We start from the raw sequence: 17,925 nt of genomic DNA, 5'->3' as shown, positions 1-17,925 counted from the left end.
ACTTAGTGTTACTAAAGAGGAGGAATAAAGTGATGAAAAAAAGATGGATGGTTCTCGCGTCATGTGTATTGGCAACAAGTCTTATGGCAGGATCGGCATTGGCAAAATCGGAAACAAGCCACTCGAATGAGGGCAAGTCTGATGTTGTTAAAGTTAACGTTGATCTCAAGTTGAAAGCTGATGGGGATGCGACTGTTACATCCGATACTTATGGCAATCAAGGCCATAATGGATATAAAGGGTTGCTCAACGCGATTGACAATGTGGCGGACAAGCCGGCTGGGGCTGTTATTGCAGAACTGCTATTAACCAAATATGAGACCCAGCTTACGGCTGAACAGAAAGCGGAACTTGAGGCTATCAAAGAGAAGGACGCAGCATTGTCGGTGGTTGCCGATTTGTTGGATCAGAACGGTAGCGTAACAGACGCCGTATATGTTCAAAAGGAAGCTATTTTAGCAAACATTACGAATCTTGATTCTTATAAAAAATTAGGTAAATTGTACGATAAGCTAGGAAAAAAAGGAGTGAAATTATACGTTAACGGTGAAGAGCCTGTTTTCGAAGTAGCTCCGTTTATTCGTGAAGGCAACACACTAGTTCCATTCCGTGCGATTTCTGAGGCTTTAAAAGCAACGGTTACTTGGAACGCAGAAGAGCGTTCTGTTACCGTCACACGTGATGGTATTACTGTGAAACTCTTTATTGATAGCAAGATAGCAACAGTCAATGGGAAAGAAGTGACACTTGAGGTTCCAGCGGCGATTGAAGAGGGCAGTACGGTTGTGCCGGTTCGTTTTGTGAGCGAAGCCTTGAAGGCAGCTGTTAAATGGGAAGCAGAAACTCAATCTGTCGTCATTTACGAGGAATAACTAGAGAGCCATCCGGTAACGGATGGTTCTTTACTTCTTTGTGGGGCATCCGCTGTGATAGTAGTCGCTCTTTATTATCATCCTTCCAACACCATAACTGTCCCTGCCGGCTTGTCCTTCACGTTGTTTATCGCGCGTTCCCAAAAAGACCGAACAGATGAACCAATCGGAGGAGTTAAAATTGAAAAATATTACAATTGCAATCTGTACTAGAAATCGAATTGCAGATATCACCAAGTGCATCGAATCTATAAGTAAGCAGGTTGGACTTAATTGTGAGGTTGAGGTTTTAATTGTAGATGATGGAGATATCCAAAAGGAACAATTGCATTTATTTGAAGTAATGTTATCAAAAATAAAATGCATGAAGCTGTCATACTTTAAGAAATTAAAAGGTGGAGTTTGGTGTTCAAGGGTTGAATGTGTGAAAATCGCCGCACATGAAATTATCCTTTATCTAGATGATGATGTTGAATTAGATGATCCTTACTATATAAGCAAATTACTAAAAAACTATGATAATGATGCAAGTTTGGCAGGAGTAGGAGGAATAGCCAAGGGTTTATATTCTAGTAAAATAGCAAATGTTCTGGGGGTAGCCACGTTTCAAATGTCCAGTTCATTGGGGAAATTGTCCAAAAGTGGTTTAGCAGGATCTATAGCAAATTGGAACAAAGCCAAGTCTGTTTTTGAAACAGAATTTTTTCATGGCTGCAATATGTCATTTAAAAAGAGTTCACTCAAAGACATGAAGCCCTTAAGCTGGATGGGAAATTATGCTGTCGGCGATGATTTATATATGTGTTACTATGCAAGCAACTATGGCAGATTGGTTATAGATCCGGGTTTAAAAATAATACATCACGAATCACCTCAATCTAGGGATAAGGCTGAAAAAGTTTCTAAGGCCAAAGTCGTAAATCATTACTATTTCCTTAAAATGAAACAAGCTGGGATTTTGAATTACGGAGCACTCATATGGACTATGCTATATTTAATAGTTAAAGAAATAATTAAAAAAAATAATGATGCGACATTAGGTTACTTAAAAGGAGTAAAATTCTTGTTATTTTCAAAGAAAGAAACCCTTTAAGAAGCTATATACCAATTAGAAAAACGGAAGGGAACTATCATCTAGAATGTCCAATGAGACAAAATTACCACATAAACCAGAGCGAAAAAGCTTGAGAAATCAAGCTTTTATTTTTTTTATGTAGGGAAAATTTGTGTCATAGAAAAATGCACAAAACTCCCTATTCTAGGACCCGACCTCTAGGCAGGTTGAATCGGAGTGTGTTTTGTCTTTGTGGAATAAGCTGAATGTCGATGTCATTACATTGTTCGTCGAGGACTTGCAGCAAGCGAAATCGTTCTATCAACAAGTGTTTGGCCTGCCGGTTTTCTTCGAGGATCAGAATTCCGCGGAGTTCCAATCCGGCAAAATGCTCATTAATCTGCTTGTGGAGACAGCGGCACACGAGTTGATTGAACCACAGGTTGTCGCAAGACGCGAATCCGGGAGGCCATATCTGGGAGATTGCGCACAGATGCAATCCATACAGATTAATCAGACAACCCAAAACGGCAACCTTTTTCATGATACCAAGCAGGATAACGAATTCGTCTTCGTGAATACATGATTATGTTAGAAGAACTTAACGAAGGCTAAAGTCAAAGGAGACCAATTCATGGGATACATAATGGACTTAAGAAACTTTGTTGGCTCAAGCCCGCTAATAATGGTTGGATCATGTGTACTAATTTTTAATCAAGCGGGGGAATTATTACTCCAAAGGAGAACCGATAGTAATGATTGGGGAACCATTGGTGGCTCAGTAGAACTAGGCGAATCATTAGAAGAAGCAGCGGCTCGGGAACTTTATGAAGAAGCAGGATTGATTGCGGAATCCTTCAAATTCATCACGATTTTATCAGGAAAGGATATGTACTATAAATATCCTCATGGTGATGAAATCTATAATGTTATGGCAATTTATGAAGCCCAGAATGTACAGGGCAATCCTAAAGTAAATGACAATGAAAGCCATGAACTTAGATATTTTTCTTTGGAAGAACCAATAGAGAATTTGAATCCTTTTACAAAGCATTATCTTAAAAAAGCTGGATATATAGTGAAATGGTAAAATTTCATCTAGCTATGGGATAACATCAGCTCCATACACATCCAGGAAGAGGTTGCCCACAATCGGCAGCCTTTTTAGGTTACAAAACAGTTTGGTGGAGAGTGTGAAAAGCATTGACAAAATCAAGTTATTCCAGTATTTTCTAATTAGACATTAATCTAATTAGACGAATAGTAAATTTAGCTGGGTACTTTTATCGAAAGCAGTATGTTTAGTTACATCATTATAAGCCTTTACAGTCAACAATTTGTGGACTAGATTGGGGGAATCATGTCAACGGTAGGAATCTTGGGAGTAGTTCATGACAATGAATTACGGAAGAAGTACCATTTAACTTTGGAAATAATAAGAGAGTTAATTCTAGAATTTAATCCAGATGTAATATGCGGTGAAGTACTTCCCGACAGTTGGGAGAAATACAAAACTGATTCCACACATCGAGGATATTGGGGCGAACCAGCAAGCGAGTACTGGGATCTAATTTTTCCGTTATGCGAAGAACTGAAAGTTGATTTTGTACCTATTGATTGGGTGGAACTTGATGTTTGGATGGATTTTGACCCATTCAAGAATCATAGTGAGTTGCAAAGAAGTGCTTTGATTGCTGTATCAGAGCAATGGTTTCAGAGACAACTTTCCACTTGGAATTCCAGTGCTATTCCTTTCAATTCATTAGAATACGACCATATAACGAAACAAAAGTATAAATGGTTAAAGCAAATAAACCCTGAGTCACATATATTTCGATGGGAGTGTAGACATCTAATAATGATTCAACGAATACATAACGCAATTAATAAGCATCCAGGGAAACGATTCTTGTGTATCGTGGGTGCAGACCATAATCATGCGATATACGAAGGTTTGGTTAAAAATAAGGATATACAACTTGTATACCCTTTAAAGTAGTGGGGGTAGATATCTTATTCAAATTGAACATTTTGATCCAAAATAACTTCTTTCGGTGGACTTTCCATTGGTGGAGCATAAGGGATCAAAGCGAAACGGACTTCATTCATATTGTCAGGTAAGCGTGGAGTAATTAAAAAGGTTATTTGAGTATGCCCACCACCGCCATGAGAACCATTCCTGTGGACGTTGTATTGTTGACTACCACTAATATCAAGCAACAGTTGGGGGCGTATGTAACCAGTGCTTGCGTCGTTTTGAAGTTGCTGTATTTCAACGAATACAATGCTGCTGTTTTCATGTTGCATGGAATGTGTCAGGGAATACTCAAATCCATCAACTATGGATTTCTTCATAATAGGTAGCACGTTTAAAAGTTCGCCGGATTCGTTAAGCATAATTGGAGTGTTGCTTGAATTAAGACTGTTGAGCAACCAATTGATTTGTGGAATGTCTAGACCATATTGAGTTGACCATCCTTGTACAATTTCTCTAGAGGGAATGAGTCGCCTACCATTAGATAATGCTTTGCGTTCAGTTAGTAGCCGGATAAGGGATTCGTCAATTGCTTTGACTTCATCATTGTATTCGTTCGGTATCATTTTCAGTTCAGACCAAGCCATCATTATATCCTCCTTGACTTCAATTGTATTCCTTTTCCAATTATAACAATAATAAAGCGGGAATAGAAAAAGCAGCAATGAGGTGCTGCTCGTAGCGCAACCATGTTCTCCCATTTCCGTATAAATATTGTTCAAATATAGGCTAGCGAAATGAGGTATTTTAATGAATTATAGTATGTATAGACAAGAAATTAATCAAATGATAGACAGTTTACCTGATGAAGAATTAGTGAAAGTTTACTGGTCCATTGAAGCTATCCGCCAAAAATATCTTTTTACTAAAACCATGCATGATAAAGGGGTAGTTATTGTAACTTTACTAGATAAAGAGCATGGAATTATGGATAAGTGGGATAGCGTATTTGCAAAGAGTATTAGCGACGAGACCAAAAGGGAAATTCGTTATGATCAGTATAAGTGGCATATTTTTAGTTTTAAGAAGCAAGATTGTATTGAAAAAGAAGCAGCGAGAAATGCATTTGACGCTGTAAATAAAAATGATTTATTTGTCATGTATCAAAATATACCTGATATTGTATTTGAATATAATAACGCTAGTGATATTGTTGCTTCCGATTTTGATTATGAGCAAGATATTTATCTATTTGATAGGAATTTTACATGGACGTATGTATACACTCATGAATCAATATGCGGACCATACTTTTACAAAAGTGTCCAGGGATAGTTATGGATTAACTTATTTGATGAAACTCTTAGAGGTACAATATGGAAATGAAATGGTTAGCATATCGAATCTACCCAAAGCCATTTGGAACCACGTATCCGTATATTGATTTAATGAATAAAGCTATTGTTGAAAAGCTGTTTGATTATTGTCAGATATTAGAAGCAATGATTTCTAGAGAAGGTTGGAACTTTTTGATAAATTATCATGGATATCAGGTTTTATATTGAGATAAATGAAAAGAGTAAGTGGTTTGATTGCGGAAATCTTGAAGGATTTATCTTTGAAGTTGAAGCACATATCGACATTTTGCCTCATCTTTAACGGGACACGATTGTTTAATAAGATTATTAATGGGCAGGTGCCGCGGCAGCCTGCTCATTTATTGAGTTGTAGAGACTTCATAATAGAAGGTTCAGGATAACGTAGTTGGCACTAAGATCAAAATAAGAAATAAATAATAAGGGAATTTCTCTTTTTTGGAAAAAATATCTAGGTTAATATATGTAAGAAAGTTAAGTTGGGAGATAGCTTTATTAAAAATGCAACAGATGGAGGAGGCTATTCCCATGGTTGAACGTATCGTAATAATATCGTTGCTTACACTGATTATCCATTCTGCTGAAACGCTCTCATACGCGGTGAGAATGGCGGGAATTCGATCAGGAAAATTAGCAATAGCACTATCTTTAACGGGTATGATTGTTCTTATTTCGAGGACGTCAAATATTGCTCAGGGAACGATGACCGGTAAAGTCGTTGATTTTGCTAAGAATCATTTAGAGTTTAACCTTGTCGGGAACTTTAGGATTATATTAACTGCTGCTTCTCTTGGAACTCTACTTGCAATAGCATTATTTCCTACATTTATAGCATTATCTGCGCGTATGGTATCACATTTGGAGAAAGCCGGATCAGTCCCGAAAATGATTCAAAATGTACTCCGAGTTGATGTTATTCAACATTCTTTCTATCATTTTCGAATGCCGAAATGGGAAATGATTCAGCGTCTGCGTGAAGGTGGACTCCCAAAACGATTGATGATTATGAACTGTTTTGTGACCGCTATTTATACAGTAGGCGTATTGGCGGCTTTATATGCAGCATTTTTGCCAGGGCAATATAACATTGGTGCTTCTCAATCATCTGGATTAATAAATGGAATGGCTACTATTCTATTGACTATACTGATCGATCCGAAGGTTGCATTACTGACAGATAAAGCTTTAAGCAAAAATGCTAAGTTATCTTCAATTAATAAAGTATATGGTGCTCTTATGTTCTCTAGATTTTGTGGGACGTTATTAGCACAAGTAATATTGATACCTGCAGCATATTGGATAAAAACAATTGTCCCATACTTATAGAATTTGTAGGAAGGCTGATCTGGACGAGGTAGGAGGAGCATATTGGACAAAAGAAAGATAATGTTGTTTACGCTTACTATTATTATTTTGCTGAATGTGCTAGCAAGCTTTCGATGGGATTATAACAATTTGGAAGGTGACATGAGATATAAAACAGATCGTTGGACCAATAAAGTGTGGGTTGAATTTTACGCACCTCTTGCAAATGGATCAGCAATGGAGTTTCCGTTATTATCGAACTCGGAGATTAATTCATACCCACAATTAGAGTCTCACGTAGAAAAAATCGCCATGTCTGGTTATTTGGTGAGTGAATGGCTTAAGAGAATGAAATTAACTTACTTATATTATGGTATCAACTCCTTTTTAATAATTATTTTGCTGCTATTATTGGCAATGATCACAAGAACCAGAAAGCGTCCCACGAGGAATAGAGAATTAAACTAACTACGGTTCATTCTCTCGTAATACTCGAAAAATAGCTATTCCGCTAACATAAAACAATATCTAAATACAATCAATATGGAGTACTTAATACTATCAAGAAAAGACCTGATCCAAAGGGGGACTAGCCGTGAATAGGTATGGTTTTTACTTGTTTTGTTCTGCAGTATGTATCGTGCTACCCTTGGTACTTTTGATTTATGCTTATTGGGATATATCTCAAGCCAAGGTAGGTCCTGTTGGGGATGGCGAACAGAAATTGACCTTAATACAAATACTTCCGCAAATTTGCACACTAGCTGCTGGCGTCATTCATGCGCCACTTGCTATTTACCAGTATAGAAAACATAAAAAATTCAAAAGCGAGGCTCACATAAAAAATGAAAATTGGCATTGTAGGTGATTTTAGCCCAAAATACCCGTCACAGATCGCTACGAACAATGCGCTTAGGCACACTCAAGCTAAATTAGGAATTTCTATTGAGTTTGAGTGGATTGCAACAGCAACAATAAGTAAACATTTGGAGGCCATCAAGCGGACTTACCATGGTTTTTGGATTGGCCCAGGTTATCCAGATTCAATCGATGGGGTACTTAGCATTATTCAATTTGCACGTGAAAACGATATACCTTTGCTGGGGACATGCGGCGGGTTTCAATACATTATTATGGAATATGGCAAACATAAATTGATGTTGGAACATGCAGCCCACGAAGAGCGCGACCCCTATGCTTCACAGTTACTCATTAGTAAACTGGCATGCTCCTTAGTTGGTCAGAAAGGTGAAGTTATCATCAGGAAACCTTCGAAAACCTTTGATATTTATAAGACCGAGATTACAAACGAACAATTTAGGTGTAGTTATGGACTAAGTTCCGAGTATGAAAAACAAGTTCATGATAGCGGGTTAAAAATTGTAGGAACAGATCCAGTAGGTAATCCAAGAATTATAGAAATACCTGAACATAAGTTCTTTATTGGTACTTTATTTGTTCCCCAATTAAGTTCCACTGTAGATTCAACACATTGTATCATTGACTCCTTTATCACTACTGTAAAAGGGCGCCTAATATAGGTGCTCTTTTGTTATTTATGCGGCTTTCAACGCAACTAGTCAGACTCTTCGATTTAACCTGTATCGTATAAATTCAGGAAAATGCAGCATACTACAGGAACAATTTACTAAATTGAGAATCGGAGGATGCTGATGAAAAACGGCTCAATCACCTTTTTGCAAACAAGCATGATGTTAATGCTTTCTATTGGGTTGTTAAACCATGTCATTATCATTCCGATGTTGTTACAAAAAGCACACCGCGACAGCTGGATCTCGGTTCTGCTTGCGGGCTCGTTTTTTATGATTTGGGTTGTTTTACTGTATTCGGTTATTGGCAAGAATCGGGATATACCTCTATTCCAATGGCTTAAGCTAAAATACGGCGCAATGGTATCCTACTTGCTGGCAGGTTTAGCGTGCATATACATATTTACTTTATCAACGATTACTTTAAAAGATACCGTCACATGGATTCATCTTGCCTTCTCAACAAATACTCCAATCATTGTTTTAGCCTCTGTCTTACTAATCGTTTGTTCTATTAATGCTTATAAAGGTATCGAGTCGATAGCCAATACAGCGGCTATCTTTTTACCGTTTGTTGTCATATTAGGTTTTTATGTGATGACAGCCAATTTTCCGAATAAGGAATACTCCTTGTTAAAACCTATTTTGGAATTTGGCATGAGGCCCGTTTGGCATGGGGTCATCTATGTCGAGGCAGGATTACTCGAATTATCGCTGCTGTTATTTATAAAGCATCATATCCGTACTCGTATTTCGTTCATGTCCCTTGTGGTACTGACCTTGATTCTGATCTTACTAACATTTGGTCCTTTAGTCGGCTCAATTATCGAGTTCGGTCCCAAGCAAGCCTCCCATTTAAGGTTTCCTGCTTATGAAGAGTGGAGGTTAGTGACAATAGGCCACTTTATTGAGCACATGGATTTTTTAAGTATATATCAGTGGTTCAGCGGGGCTTTTCTGAGAATTTCACTGACTCTTTTTTTGATCAACGATATTCTGGGTATTGAGAAAAAAAGGGGTAAGACATTATCCCTCTTCCTTATATGTTCTATTCAAATCCTAGCGATATGCTTGCCAATCAGCGATCCTAAATTTATTAACCTGATTACAGATGTTCTGTTACCAGCTATATTTTGGGGGATGTCGGGCTACTTCCTAATTATTATTGGTTTAATTCATTTTGGACACAGATGGAGAAGAGTGAAATCATGAGAAACAGGGTGGAATCGTTGGGATCAGCGGAAGAAGAGCCATATGGTTCATTTCAGCGGTTGTTCAAAGACTGCAGCGATGTGCATATTAACAAACTGAATGTCGCCCAACAAGATGGATCCTCATTTTTGTTGCTGTTTGTTTATTGCGATGGGCTGTGCGATACACACCGAATTCATCAATTTTTTATTCCTCACCTGATTGAAATGTTTAAAGAACATGTCATATCGAACGACAGCGAACTACAGCAGCACCTACCCTTTCAGCTGAACCCGGTCCCGCAAGACTGGGATGACGAAACCATCATAAATAAGATTTTTAATGGGGAGCTGCTGGCGTATTTCCAAGAAACGGCCTCTATGTACACATGGGATATAGCCAATGCCCCGCAGAGAAAAACGGAGGAATCGAGTGCCGAGATTTCGGTAAGAGGTCCTCGTGACGGCTTTATTGAGGATGCGAAGGTCAATGTCGCGTTAATAAGAAAAAGATTAAAAACAAATGCTCTAGCCGTAGAAGAATATACGCTCGGAACGCAGACGCAAACCAAGACATTACTGCTTTATCTGAAAGATGCGATTAAACCAACGATTGTTGAGGAGGTCACATCCCGATTGGCCAGCTTGAAACTCAAAGGGATGATCAGCAGTTCTCAACTGGAGGAGGGACTAGAAAGTAATAAGTATTTTTCGAAGTTTGTCTATACTGGGAGGCCGGATTTTGCGGTGAACTCCCTCATGCACGGCAGGTTTGTCATTGTGGTCGATGGTTCCCCAACAGCGATCATTGGGCCTGTTAACTTTACTTTTTTGTTCAATACTTCGGAAGATGCTTATACACTTAATTGGTTTGTCATGTTTACCCGATTGTTAAGGTTATGTGGAATATTTTTTTCCGTGTTTCTTCCTGGATTTTGGATCGCATTGCTTACTTATCATCAGGATCAGCTCCCATTTACTTTGCTGGGTACTCTGCTCATTTCTAGACAAGGTGTTCCGCTGCCGGCTCCTCTTGAAGCCGTTATGATGATTCTTCTATTTGAATTATTTCGGGAAGCGGGCATGCGCTTGCCATCTTCATTCGGACAGACCATCTCTGTAGTTGGCGGATTAATTGTCGGGCAGGCGGCCATTAGCGCAGGTATGACGGCACCGGGGATTCTGGTTGTCGTAGCCATCTCCGTATTAGCTTCGTTTACCATGGTGAATCAAAATATGGTTGGCTTCGTAAGTCTGATAAGATTAATCATACTGATTGTTAGCGGTGTTCTTGGTTTGTTTGGGTTATTGATTTGTATGTTAGCTATTGCTATCTATATGGTTAATCTGCAATCGTTTGGAATCAAATATCTAAGTCCGGTGGCACCAATTAATATCCGCGATTTATTGAAAATTTTATTCCGTATGCCTTGGGGGAAGAAGGAAGGTGTACCTGGCTTCATAAGAAAATCCGGAGATGATCAAACGTGAGGTTCATACCACTCTTATTGGTGATTGGAATTCTCCCTCTACTGCTTACCGGTTGCTGGGGGTTAAGGGAGATTGAGCATCTAGCCTATGTCAATTCGATTGGTATTGATTATGTAAAAGGCAAAGTGGTGTTCTATACCCAGATGATCAGTTTTAATAATATTGCCAAGAAAGAAGCGGGAGCCGGCATGAGCAAGGAAGTGGTTTCCATTGGCAAAGGTGAAGGTAGAACCGTGGATGAAGCTATCTTTGATCTTTACAAGACGTCACAGCAAAGATTGGCCTGGAGTCATGTGAAAACTATAGCATTTACGGAAGCGGCGCTGCGGGAGGATGTCATTCATGGCGTTTTGGACCAAATGGACAGGTATTATGAGTTCCGGTATACCATATGGACGATGGCAACTCACGGCTCGATCGAGGATATATTTAGCACAAGCCCAACCCAAAACATGTCGACGCTTTACTCACAATTAAATAATCCGCGTGACCGTTATTCCCAAAGTTCGCTTGTGGCCCCATTATATTTGTACAAATTTATTTGGAAATGGGATGAAAATAGCAAAATTCTGTTGCTTCCCGAATTAAGCGTCAATGAAACTAGCTGGCTAGAGAACAAAAAGCCGTCACCACAGCTTCAACAAGACGGGGTATGTGTCATGCAAAATAAACAATTGCTGGGGTGCTTTAAGATTGATGAAATTATGGGTCTGCGATGGATGGAAAAAGAAACGGTGCGCACCCCTTTGATGCTTCAGGTTGACAATAAACCAATTGCGATGATGGTTGTTAAAAAGATTAAACCCTCCATCGAACCTAAGCTAGCGAATGGCAAACTAACCTTTCACATTAAAGTTAAAATGGAAGGATCAGTAACGGAGCAAGAAAAGCCTGCAAGGGAGAGTGATCTGAAAGAACTGGCTGAGAAGGAAATAAGGAAGCAGATTCAAAAAACCTACTTGGTCGGCCTTAAATCAGATGCAGACCTTCTAGGTCTTTCTGATTCACTCTACCGATCCAATCCGAAGGAATGGCACCGACTCGTTAAAAATGGGTCTTTGCCTTTGAAGCCTGAGTCTTTAGGGGAGATCGATGTAAGTATAGGAATAACTGATGTAGGGATAGCTAAAATACTTAAAAAGAAAGATTGAGGGAACTCAAATGCCGTAGAGGAGTGCCAGGGTCTAGTCAAAAGTTTTTAGGAACGTACATTTTTACAGGATTGGTAGTAGGAATAATCTGTGGATTCCTATTTCATCTTGTAGAAAAACTAATTGTTACTCAGCTCAAAAAGAGTTAAAGATCTTTAAGCACACTTATTAGAAAGCACTACGAGATCACTTTTTTTCAATGCGGCAAACTCCTGCATGATAAAGAGTTGAATTATTATAATAGAAACCTGAACTAAAAATTAGAATTTGTTGCGATTTAGAACGCAGGTGGAGTTCTTTACACCGAATGCAATAGTACATAGGATCACCTCGTAACCTCTTATATTTATACTGAAAATGACTTGCATTCTGATAGCCTACCTGTTTGGCGACGTCAAAACAATGGAGAAATTTAAGGGATCTGGTTTGCTTTTTTTCGGTAAAAAAAATTAACCGAGCAGTATATTTTAATAATGCCTCTATCATCCTCTTCAATCTTGCAGTCGCTTCTATATAAATTGATGATCTTGTCCTGCTGCATCCGTCCATACCAAATCACTCTATTTCTCATTTCATATATAGGAATTCTTAATTCTTTTGAGAGTGGTGGTAGAGATGGCCTTTACGGTTCCTGTGGTTTCTATTTTCACTGCGGGTTCAGCTTCTGGCGGTACTTCCCAAGAACGGCAAGCCCGGCAAGGAAATGACATTTCAAGCTCGAACCTGGCATGGGGAAGCGGCTTCTCCCCTGGAGTAAGATGTGGTATGACGTTTACTGCAGCAGGCCGCTTTAACACACCTACTACAATTAATAGCAGATCCGTTACTAGTTTAGATGATCCAAGACTCGTCGCCTTATTCGATATGGCCAAAAGACAAACGAACAATGCCACTGCACTTTATGTCATCTATGTGAGCGGGGAATTCCTCACCAGTTCCGGCAACGTCATTGGCATGGGTGGACCGCGCTTCAAATTTTTTAACAGCACTACCGATTATGGTCTGTATGGTCATATCGTCATGAGCGACGGAGCACTAAATTCGTACGGGCTTGCACATGAAGCCGGGCACTGTTTATTCGGCCGGTTTTTGAACAGCAACCAGAACAGCTTTACGATTAACGATCCGTCCAATCCTGGCAGCGATCACAGCAACAATCCACAAAATCTCATGTTTCCAACGATTCCGAACGAAAATCCGCAGATTGTATCGTCACAGTGCAGCACCGCCAGACAAAGTAAAATTGTGCTGCAGAACGCTTCGAACAGCCGAGGCAGAATTATTAAAAACAATCTGACGTCGATGAAAAAACTAAACGCCAGAATCATTGCAAAAATGAGATTTATGAAGAAGGATACGTTACGTCGCCCTGTAAAGAAAAGACGTAAGCTGGCCTAATGTTTAAGCTGTCCCGAATCTGTCTTGGCGGACGATCTGGAACAGCTTTTTACATATGTTTCAGAAAATAGAGGAGGAAGAAGAGCGGAATTCCTTGGGCGTAAGGCCGCGATGTTTTTTAAATGATTGGATAAAGTGATTGACATGATTGAAACCAACTCTTCTGGCAATTTCGGTAATCGTATATTCCGTCGATGCCAGCAACACACAGCTCTTTTTAATGCGGTATTTGATCAAATAGTCGTATGGGGTAATATGGATGCTTTTTTTAAAGCCGCGGGTGCACTCCGATACACTCAAATGAGCCGCATCAGCAATTTCCTTTAACGTTAAATTATTTGTATAGTTCTGATGAATAAAGCTAAGCATCAATTGCAATCTTTCTTGTTGTAGTCTGCTATGTTTAGCGGCTTCCTCTGAGGGTAACGAAATGTTCGAGATGAGGATTAACCATAACTTGACCGTTTTGATCGAAATCTCATACTGCCATCCCCAGTTTTTTTTCCATTCAAACTCTTTTTTCATATCGTAAAGGATTTGAAGGATTTCATGTTCCCACGCTGCGTTTCCTCTGATTTCTAGCGACAGTAAGTAGGAGTTGGTATAAGGAAGTACATAATTTCTCTCCATGGCACTATCTGAATAAAAGGCGAGCAGCTTCTCCGGAAAATTAAAGCTCACATATTCTCCGTCAGGCGTAAGGTGAGTCACAATGTGCAGGACACTTTTGTTGATAAAAATAGCTTGCCCCGTGCTTAACTCATAATCAATGCCATTGATTTGAATCGTCAGTTTTCCTTTGGTCACCAAAGTCATTTGTAATTCTTCGTGCCAGTGCAAGTCGTTAACTCCTCGGCCTAGAGGAACCGATCCATGATTCGTATGGGTGTACATGATATAGGGAAAGGCTTCGTCGGGATATTGAATGGCTTCATATAATTGTTTTTTCAATGATGAACTCCTTTTTGACGATATATCCATATAAATAAGGGATATAATTGCACAAAATATACAGGGGTGATGTTATTATTATATCCAGCTTCGGCTAACCTTTACAATTCTGTGCACAGGAGTTGTTGAACAGCTTGGAGGAATTATGGATAGATTAATGAAATCTGCCTTGCAATCACATCCGTTTATTTTACTAGCCATCAGTATTTTATCCGTCTCGATCTCATCCATCATGATCAAATTTTTGGATTCGCCCACGTCCGTGGCCGGGATGTACAGATTGTTTATTTCTGTCATTCTGATGCTCGCTATTGTCCCATGGAGAAGGATTCGCTCCTTACGGATGGATAGAAAAGAGTGGGGGATCGTGCTTTTGGCCGGCCTTTTTCTTGGGCTGCATTTTCTCTTCTGGATGGAATCTCTGGTCTATACTTCAGTAGCAAGCTCCATGGTCATCTTGTCGCTGCAGCCACTGTTTGTCATGATCGGTTCTTATTTATTATTTAAAGAACAAGTGAATCGGCTAATGGCCGGCTGCTTAATCGTTGCGCTTCTGGGTTCAATTCTTATCGCTTGGGGCGATATAGGGATTTCGAAAGCAGCACTGATTGGAGACGGCTTATCGTTAGCAGGGACGCTATTTGTTTCCGTGTATTTATTGGCGGGGCAGAAAATAAGCCATAAAATAGATGCGAATGTATACAGCATTATCGTCTTTTTCATTGGCGGAACCGTCTTGCTTCTCTACAATGTAATGAATCATATCCCGCTTACGGGTTATGACTCATCCGAATGGACGTATTTCTTGTTGCTTGCCATCATCCCGACTTTATTCGGACAATATATTTTTAATTTATTATTGAAGTCGGTGGGGGCAACGACAGTCTCAGTAGGCATTATCGGTGAACCGGTTCTTGCTATTATTCTTGCTTATTTATTATTAGGGGAGGCCATTTCCTTATTTCAGTTTTTAGGCGGTATGCTGACTTTATTCGGTATGGGCATGTATTTCTGGTTCAAAACTTTGACTGGGGGCAGGAAGGCCACTAATCGGCATTGAAAATCGAATCGTAAAAAGCGCCACCCGGGATGGGAGGCGCTTTTTCATATCTTAGCGTGCAATCTTTTTCAGTTAAAAAAGCTGCAGCGATGGAGGGTACACTCCCGAAAGCTTATACGCTGTCGGAGACATAGACGTATACTTTTTGAAAATACGAAAGAAATAAGAATGATCGTAATAACCTAAATAATTGGAAATTTCGGATATAGAAAGGTCGGAATTGGTCAACAGATTGCATGCCTCTTTCATACGCAGTAGGTGAATGTACTGAATGGGAGAGACGCCCATAACTTCGCGAAACATGGAGATTGTATAGTTCGACGAGCGGTGTATGAGGGAAGCGAGTTCATCAATCTGAACAGGTTGCCTGTAGTGAGCGACCATGTATTTCTGTAATTCGTTCGCGAGCTTCAGCTTGATCGGAGCTGCTTCCACAAGTTCAAATTCACGTGCGGCCATCCCGACTAATTCCTGTAAAATCCCGCTGACCAAATAGCGATTGAATTTGCCGTCTCCGATGACTTCGAGATATAGCTTTTCGAATCGGTGCTTGAAATACTCAAAGTTACGGATTTTGCATTTGATGAACTGTCCTTTTCTGAAAATGGGAAGCTCCTCTGAATCCTCTTCGCTGTGATTAAACAAAACGGTGAATTTCTGATGTTCACCTTCATGGTTCTCACCTGTACGCAAGGTGTTAATCGGTAGGAACAGTAATTCTCCTTTTTCTCCAATCACCGTACGATCGTTGATCGTGTATTTGATTTTACCCTCGATCATGAGTACCAGCACATTATGGTTTAACAACATCAAGTTAGTACGCCAGTTCGGAATACGATTATCAAAGTGTACGGAAAGCAGGGACAGCATAGGATAGTTCCTTTCAGGTAGTTTAAATAGACATTAGCAGTATACATGCAAATATTCAATAATCCTTTTATAAATGAGCGTTTTAATTAAAAAATAGAAGAGAATTGTACACATGATCCATGTAATATGCATGGACGATCCGCTAGTGTGTTTAGTACTATTCACATTAAGGAGAGCGTTTTCAAAGATTAGTCTTGAATGACACGAGAAGGAGCGTTTAAAAGATGAGAATCTTGCTGCTTGATTTGGACTCCACCAGACCCGATCATTTAGGGTGTTACGGTTACCAGCGAAATACGTCACCAAACATTGACAAAATGGCCGAGGAAGGCGTCAGATTTTCAAATTATTATACGTCGGACGCACCCTGCTTTCCATCACGGACAGCGCTCATGACAGGACGATTTGGCATTCATAACGGAGTTGTTGGACATGGCGGTACAGCTGCTGACGTTCGGCATGAAGGAGAGGACCGACAGTTTCGCAGTCGCTTAACGAGCGAATGTTTCCCTGCCTTATTTCGCTCCGCCGGTATGAAAACGGCTCTCATCAGCCCTTTCGGCGAAAGACATTCCGCTTGGACATTTTATGCCGGGTTTAATGAAATTCATAATACAGGAAAAGGCGGCATGGAATCCGCCGAGGAGGTCACTCCGCTCGTTTTGAATTGGATTGAGCAAAATGCGAAACAAGACGATTGGTTCCTGTACGTCAATTACTGGGATCCGCATACCCCGTACCGCGCACCGGAGGAGTTCGGCAATCCGTTTGCCAACGACCCTTTGCCTGCATGGATTACGGATGAGGTCTTGAAGGAACATACGACACTTAAGGTTGGCCCACATAGCGCCCGCGAGATCAGCATGTTTGATAATAAAACGAATCCGAAATTCCCGCGCCACCCGGGAGATTTCACGGACCGTGAGGGATTGCGCCGTGTCATCGACGGCTATGACTGCGGCATCCGCCATATGGACGATCATATCGGTATGTTATTTCGTGAGCTGGAGCGTCAAGGTGTGATGGAAGACCTCGTCGTGATCATTACGGCTGACCATGGTGAGAATATAGGGGAACTCGGGATCTACGGAGAACATGGAACCGCCGATCAAGGCACCTGCCGAATTCCGATGATAATCCGCTGGCCGGGGATGATGAAGAACCATTTGGATGAGGGTCTGCATTACCATCTGGATATTTTGCCGACGATCGCCGAGCTGCTGGGCAAGTCACCGGCTCCGTCTTGGGACGGCAACAGTTATGCTGCGGCCTTGCAGACAGGTGAAGCCTGCGGCCGAGATTATTTGGTGGTGTCGCAATGCGCGCATGTCTGCCAGCGAAGTGTTCGCTTCGGCGATTATTTGTACGTGCGGACCTATCATGACGGCTATCATTTGTTCGATAAGGAAATGCTCTTCAATCTGAAGGAAGATCCGCATGAACAGCACAATCTTGCACAAGCCGAGAGGAATCTATGCAAAGATGCGGTGTACTACCTGAATGAATGGCATGACGCGATGATGGACTCAATGGAGTTCGATAATGATCCGCTATGGACGGTTATGAAAGAAGGCGGACCTTACCATGCGAAGGGCCATCTGCAAGGTTACGTCAGCTGGCTGGAACAGACGGGGTGAGCGTATGCGATTCCTGAGCTTAAACGCCGGCATCCGGCGGAGTTC

Annotated in this window: 21 protein-coding genes; 17 read left to right on the top strand and 4 right to left on the bottom strand. The window is 40.5% G+C overall.

From position 1 onward, the window contains the following. The first annotated feature begins 32 nt into the window (after window positions 1-32). From PCH02S_RS27960 to PCH02S_RS27940, 5 genes are all read left to right on the top strand, one after another. Entirely contained in the window at window positions 33-872 is an 840-nt protein-coding gene (locus PCH02S_RS27960; RefSeq protein ID WP_127457390.1) for a copper amine oxidase N-terminal domain-containing protein, read from the top strand. 181 nt (window positions 873-1,053) lie between these two features. Beyond that, on the top strand, window positions 1,054-1,965 hold the full coding sequence (locus tag PCH02S_RS27955) for a glycosyltransferase family A protein (RefSeq protein ID WP_127457389.1): 912 nt from the start codon (window positions 1,054-1,056) through the stop codon (window positions 1,963-1,965). A gap of 205 nt (window positions 1,966-2,170) precedes the next feature. Beyond that, window positions 2,171-2,512, top strand: coding sequence for a VOC family protein (locus PCH02S_RS27950; RefSeq protein WP_246069285.1), 342 nt, complete (start codon window positions 2,171-2,173; stop codon window positions 2,510-2,512). Between the two features lie 48 nt (window positions 2,513-2,560). Further along, on the top strand, window positions 2,561-3,016 hold the full coding sequence (locus tag PCH02S_RS27945) for an NUDIX hydrolase (protein ID WP_127457388.1): 456 nt from the start codon (window positions 2,561-2,563) through the stop codon (window positions 3,014-3,016). Between the two features lie 270 nt (window positions 3,017-3,286). Continuing rightward, the gene (locus tag PCH02S_RS27940) at window positions 3,287-3,925 is read left to right on the top strand and encodes a hypothetical protein (protein ID WP_127457387.1); all 639 of its coding nucleotides are present in this window, start codon (window positions 3,287-3,289) and stop codon (window positions 3,923-3,925) included. A 14-nt stretch (window positions 3,926-3,939) separates the two neighbouring features. Here the strand turns inward: PCH02S_RS27940 and PCH02S_RS27935 are convergent, their stop codons facing one another. Beyond that, on the bottom strand, window positions 3,940-4,551 hold the full coding sequence (locus PCH02S_RS27935; RefSeq protein WP_246069284.1) for a hypothetical protein: 612 nt from the start codon (window positions 4,549-4,551) through the stop codon (window positions 3,940-3,942). 160 nt (window positions 4,552-4,711) lie between these two features. On the opposite strand from PCH02S_RS27935, the gene PCH02S_RS27930 reads away from it, so the two are divergent. The 9 genes from PCH02S_RS27930 to PCH02S_RS27890 all read left to right on the top strand — a co-directional run bounded on the left by PCH02S_RS27930 (window position 4,712) and on the right by PCH02S_RS27890 (window position 11,964). Beyond that, on the top strand, window positions 4,712-5,236 hold the full coding sequence (locus tag PCH02S_RS27930) for a DUF4275 family protein (protein WP_127457385.1): 525 nt from the start codon (window positions 4,712-4,714) through the stop codon (window positions 5,234-5,236). A 41-nt stretch (window positions 5,237-5,277) separates the two neighbouring features. Beyond that, complete coding sequence (locus tag PCH02S_RS27925) at window positions 5,278-5,466, top strand: hypothetical protein (protein WP_246069283.1); 189 nt, start codon at window positions 5,278-5,280, stop codon at window positions 5,464-5,466. 339 nt (window positions 5,467-5,805) lie between these two features. Further along, window positions 5,806-6,603, top strand: a complete 798-nt coding sequence (locus tag PCH02S_RS27920) for a lipid II flippase Amj family protein (protein ID WP_127457384.1) — start codon at window positions 5,806-5,808, stop codon at window positions 6,601-6,603. 42 nt (window positions 6,604-6,645) lie between these two features. Continuing rightward, window positions 6,646-7,050, top strand: coding sequence for a hypothetical protein (locus PCH02S_RS27915; RefSeq protein ID WP_127457383.1), 405 nt, complete (start codon window positions 6,646-6,648; stop codon window positions 7,048-7,050). Window positions 7,051-7,177: 127 nt separating this feature from the next. Continuing rightward, a complete protein-coding gene (locus PCH02S_RS27910; RefSeq protein WP_127457382.1) occupies window positions 7,178-7,450 on the top strand; it encodes a hypothetical protein in 273 nt (90 codons plus the stop codon). Next, window positions 7,428-8,123 (top strand): glutamine amidotransferase-related protein, encoded by a 696-nt coding sequence (locus PCH02S_RS27905; RefSeq protein WP_127457381.1) that lies wholly within the window; start codon window positions 7,428-7,430, stop codon window positions 8,121-8,123. Before PCH02S_RS27910 ends, PCH02S_RS27905 begins: the two co-directional genes overlap by 23 nt. Before the next feature lie 132 nt (window positions 8,124-8,255). After that, window positions 8,256-9,344 (top strand): endospore germination permease, encoded by a 1,089-nt coding sequence (locus PCH02S_RS27900; protein WP_127457380.1) that lies wholly within the window; start codon window positions 8,256-8,258, stop codon window positions 9,342-9,344. Next, window positions 9,341-10,813 (top strand): spore germination protein, encoded by a 1,473-nt coding sequence (locus PCH02S_RS27895; protein ID WP_164819767.1) that lies wholly within the window; start codon window positions 9,341-9,343, stop codon window positions 10,811-10,813. Before PCH02S_RS27900 ends, PCH02S_RS27895 begins: the two co-directional genes overlap by 4 nt. Continuing rightward, window positions 10,810-11,964, top strand: coding sequence for a Ger(x)C family spore germination protein (locus PCH02S_RS27890; RefSeq protein ID WP_127457378.1), 1,155 nt, complete (start codon window positions 10,810-10,812; stop codon window positions 11,962-11,964). Before PCH02S_RS27895 ends, PCH02S_RS27890 begins: the two co-directional genes overlap by 4 nt. Window positions 11,965-12,150: 186 nt before the next feature. On the opposite strand, the gene PCH02S_RS37070 is transcribed toward PCH02S_RS27890, so the two are convergent. Beyond that, window positions 12,151-12,285 (bottom strand): DUF3973 domain-containing protein, encoded by a 135-nt coding sequence (locus PCH02S_RS37070; RefSeq protein ID WP_407670138.1) that lies wholly within the window; start codon window positions 12,283-12,285, stop codon window positions 12,151-12,153. Between the two features lie 276 nt (window positions 12,286-12,561). Here PCH02S_RS37070 and PCH02S_RS27885 point away from each other — a divergent pair, with 276 nt between their 5' ends. Continuing rightward, complete coding sequence (locus PCH02S_RS27885; RefSeq protein WP_127457377.1) at window positions 12,562-13,362, top strand: hypothetical protein; 801 nt, start codon at window positions 12,562-12,564, stop codon at window positions 13,360-13,362. Window positions 13,363-13,422: 60 nt separating this feature from the next. On the opposite strand, the gene PCH02S_RS27880 is transcribed toward PCH02S_RS27885, so the two are convergent. Beyond that, on the bottom strand, window positions 13,423-14,313 hold the full coding sequence (locus tag PCH02S_RS27880) for an AraC family transcriptional regulator (protein ID WP_127457376.1): 891 nt from the start codon (window positions 14,311-14,313) through the stop codon (window positions 13,423-13,425). A gap of 145 nt (window positions 14,314-14,458) precedes the next feature. Here PCH02S_RS27880 and PCH02S_RS27875 point away from each other — a divergent pair, with 145 nt between their 5' ends. Further along, entirely contained in the window at window positions 14,459-15,373 is a 915-nt protein-coding gene (locus tag PCH02S_RS27875) for a DMT family transporter (RefSeq protein WP_127457375.1), read from the top strand. Window positions 15,374-15,445: 72 nt separating this feature from the next. Here PCH02S_RS27875 and PCH02S_RS27870 read toward each other — a convergent pair whose 3' ends face one another. Next, window positions 15,446-16,243 (bottom strand): AraC family transcriptional regulator, encoded by a 798-nt coding sequence (locus tag PCH02S_RS27870; RefSeq protein ID WP_127457374.1) that lies wholly within the window; start codon window positions 16,241-16,243, stop codon window positions 15,446-15,448. Window positions 16,244-16,467: 224 nt separating this feature from the next. On the opposite strand from PCH02S_RS27870, the gene PCH02S_RS27865 reads away from it, so the two are divergent. Then, window positions 16,468-17,880 carry a sulfatase family protein gene (locus tag PCH02S_RS27865; protein ID WP_127457373.1) on the top strand — a complete coding sequence of 471 codons (1,413 nt, stop codon included), beginning with the start codon at window positions 16,468-16,470 and terminating at the stop codon, window positions 17,878-17,880. Window positions 17,881-17,925 lie beyond the last annotated feature (45 nt).

This window comes from Paenibacillus chondroitinus NBRC 15376 (genome assembly GCF_004000765.1).
GTDB lineage: Bacteria > Bacillota > Bacilli > Paenibacillales > NBRC-103111 > Paenibacillus_E > Paenibacillus_E chondroitinus.
This window is presented reverse-complemented; position numbering and strand designations above follow the sequence as displayed.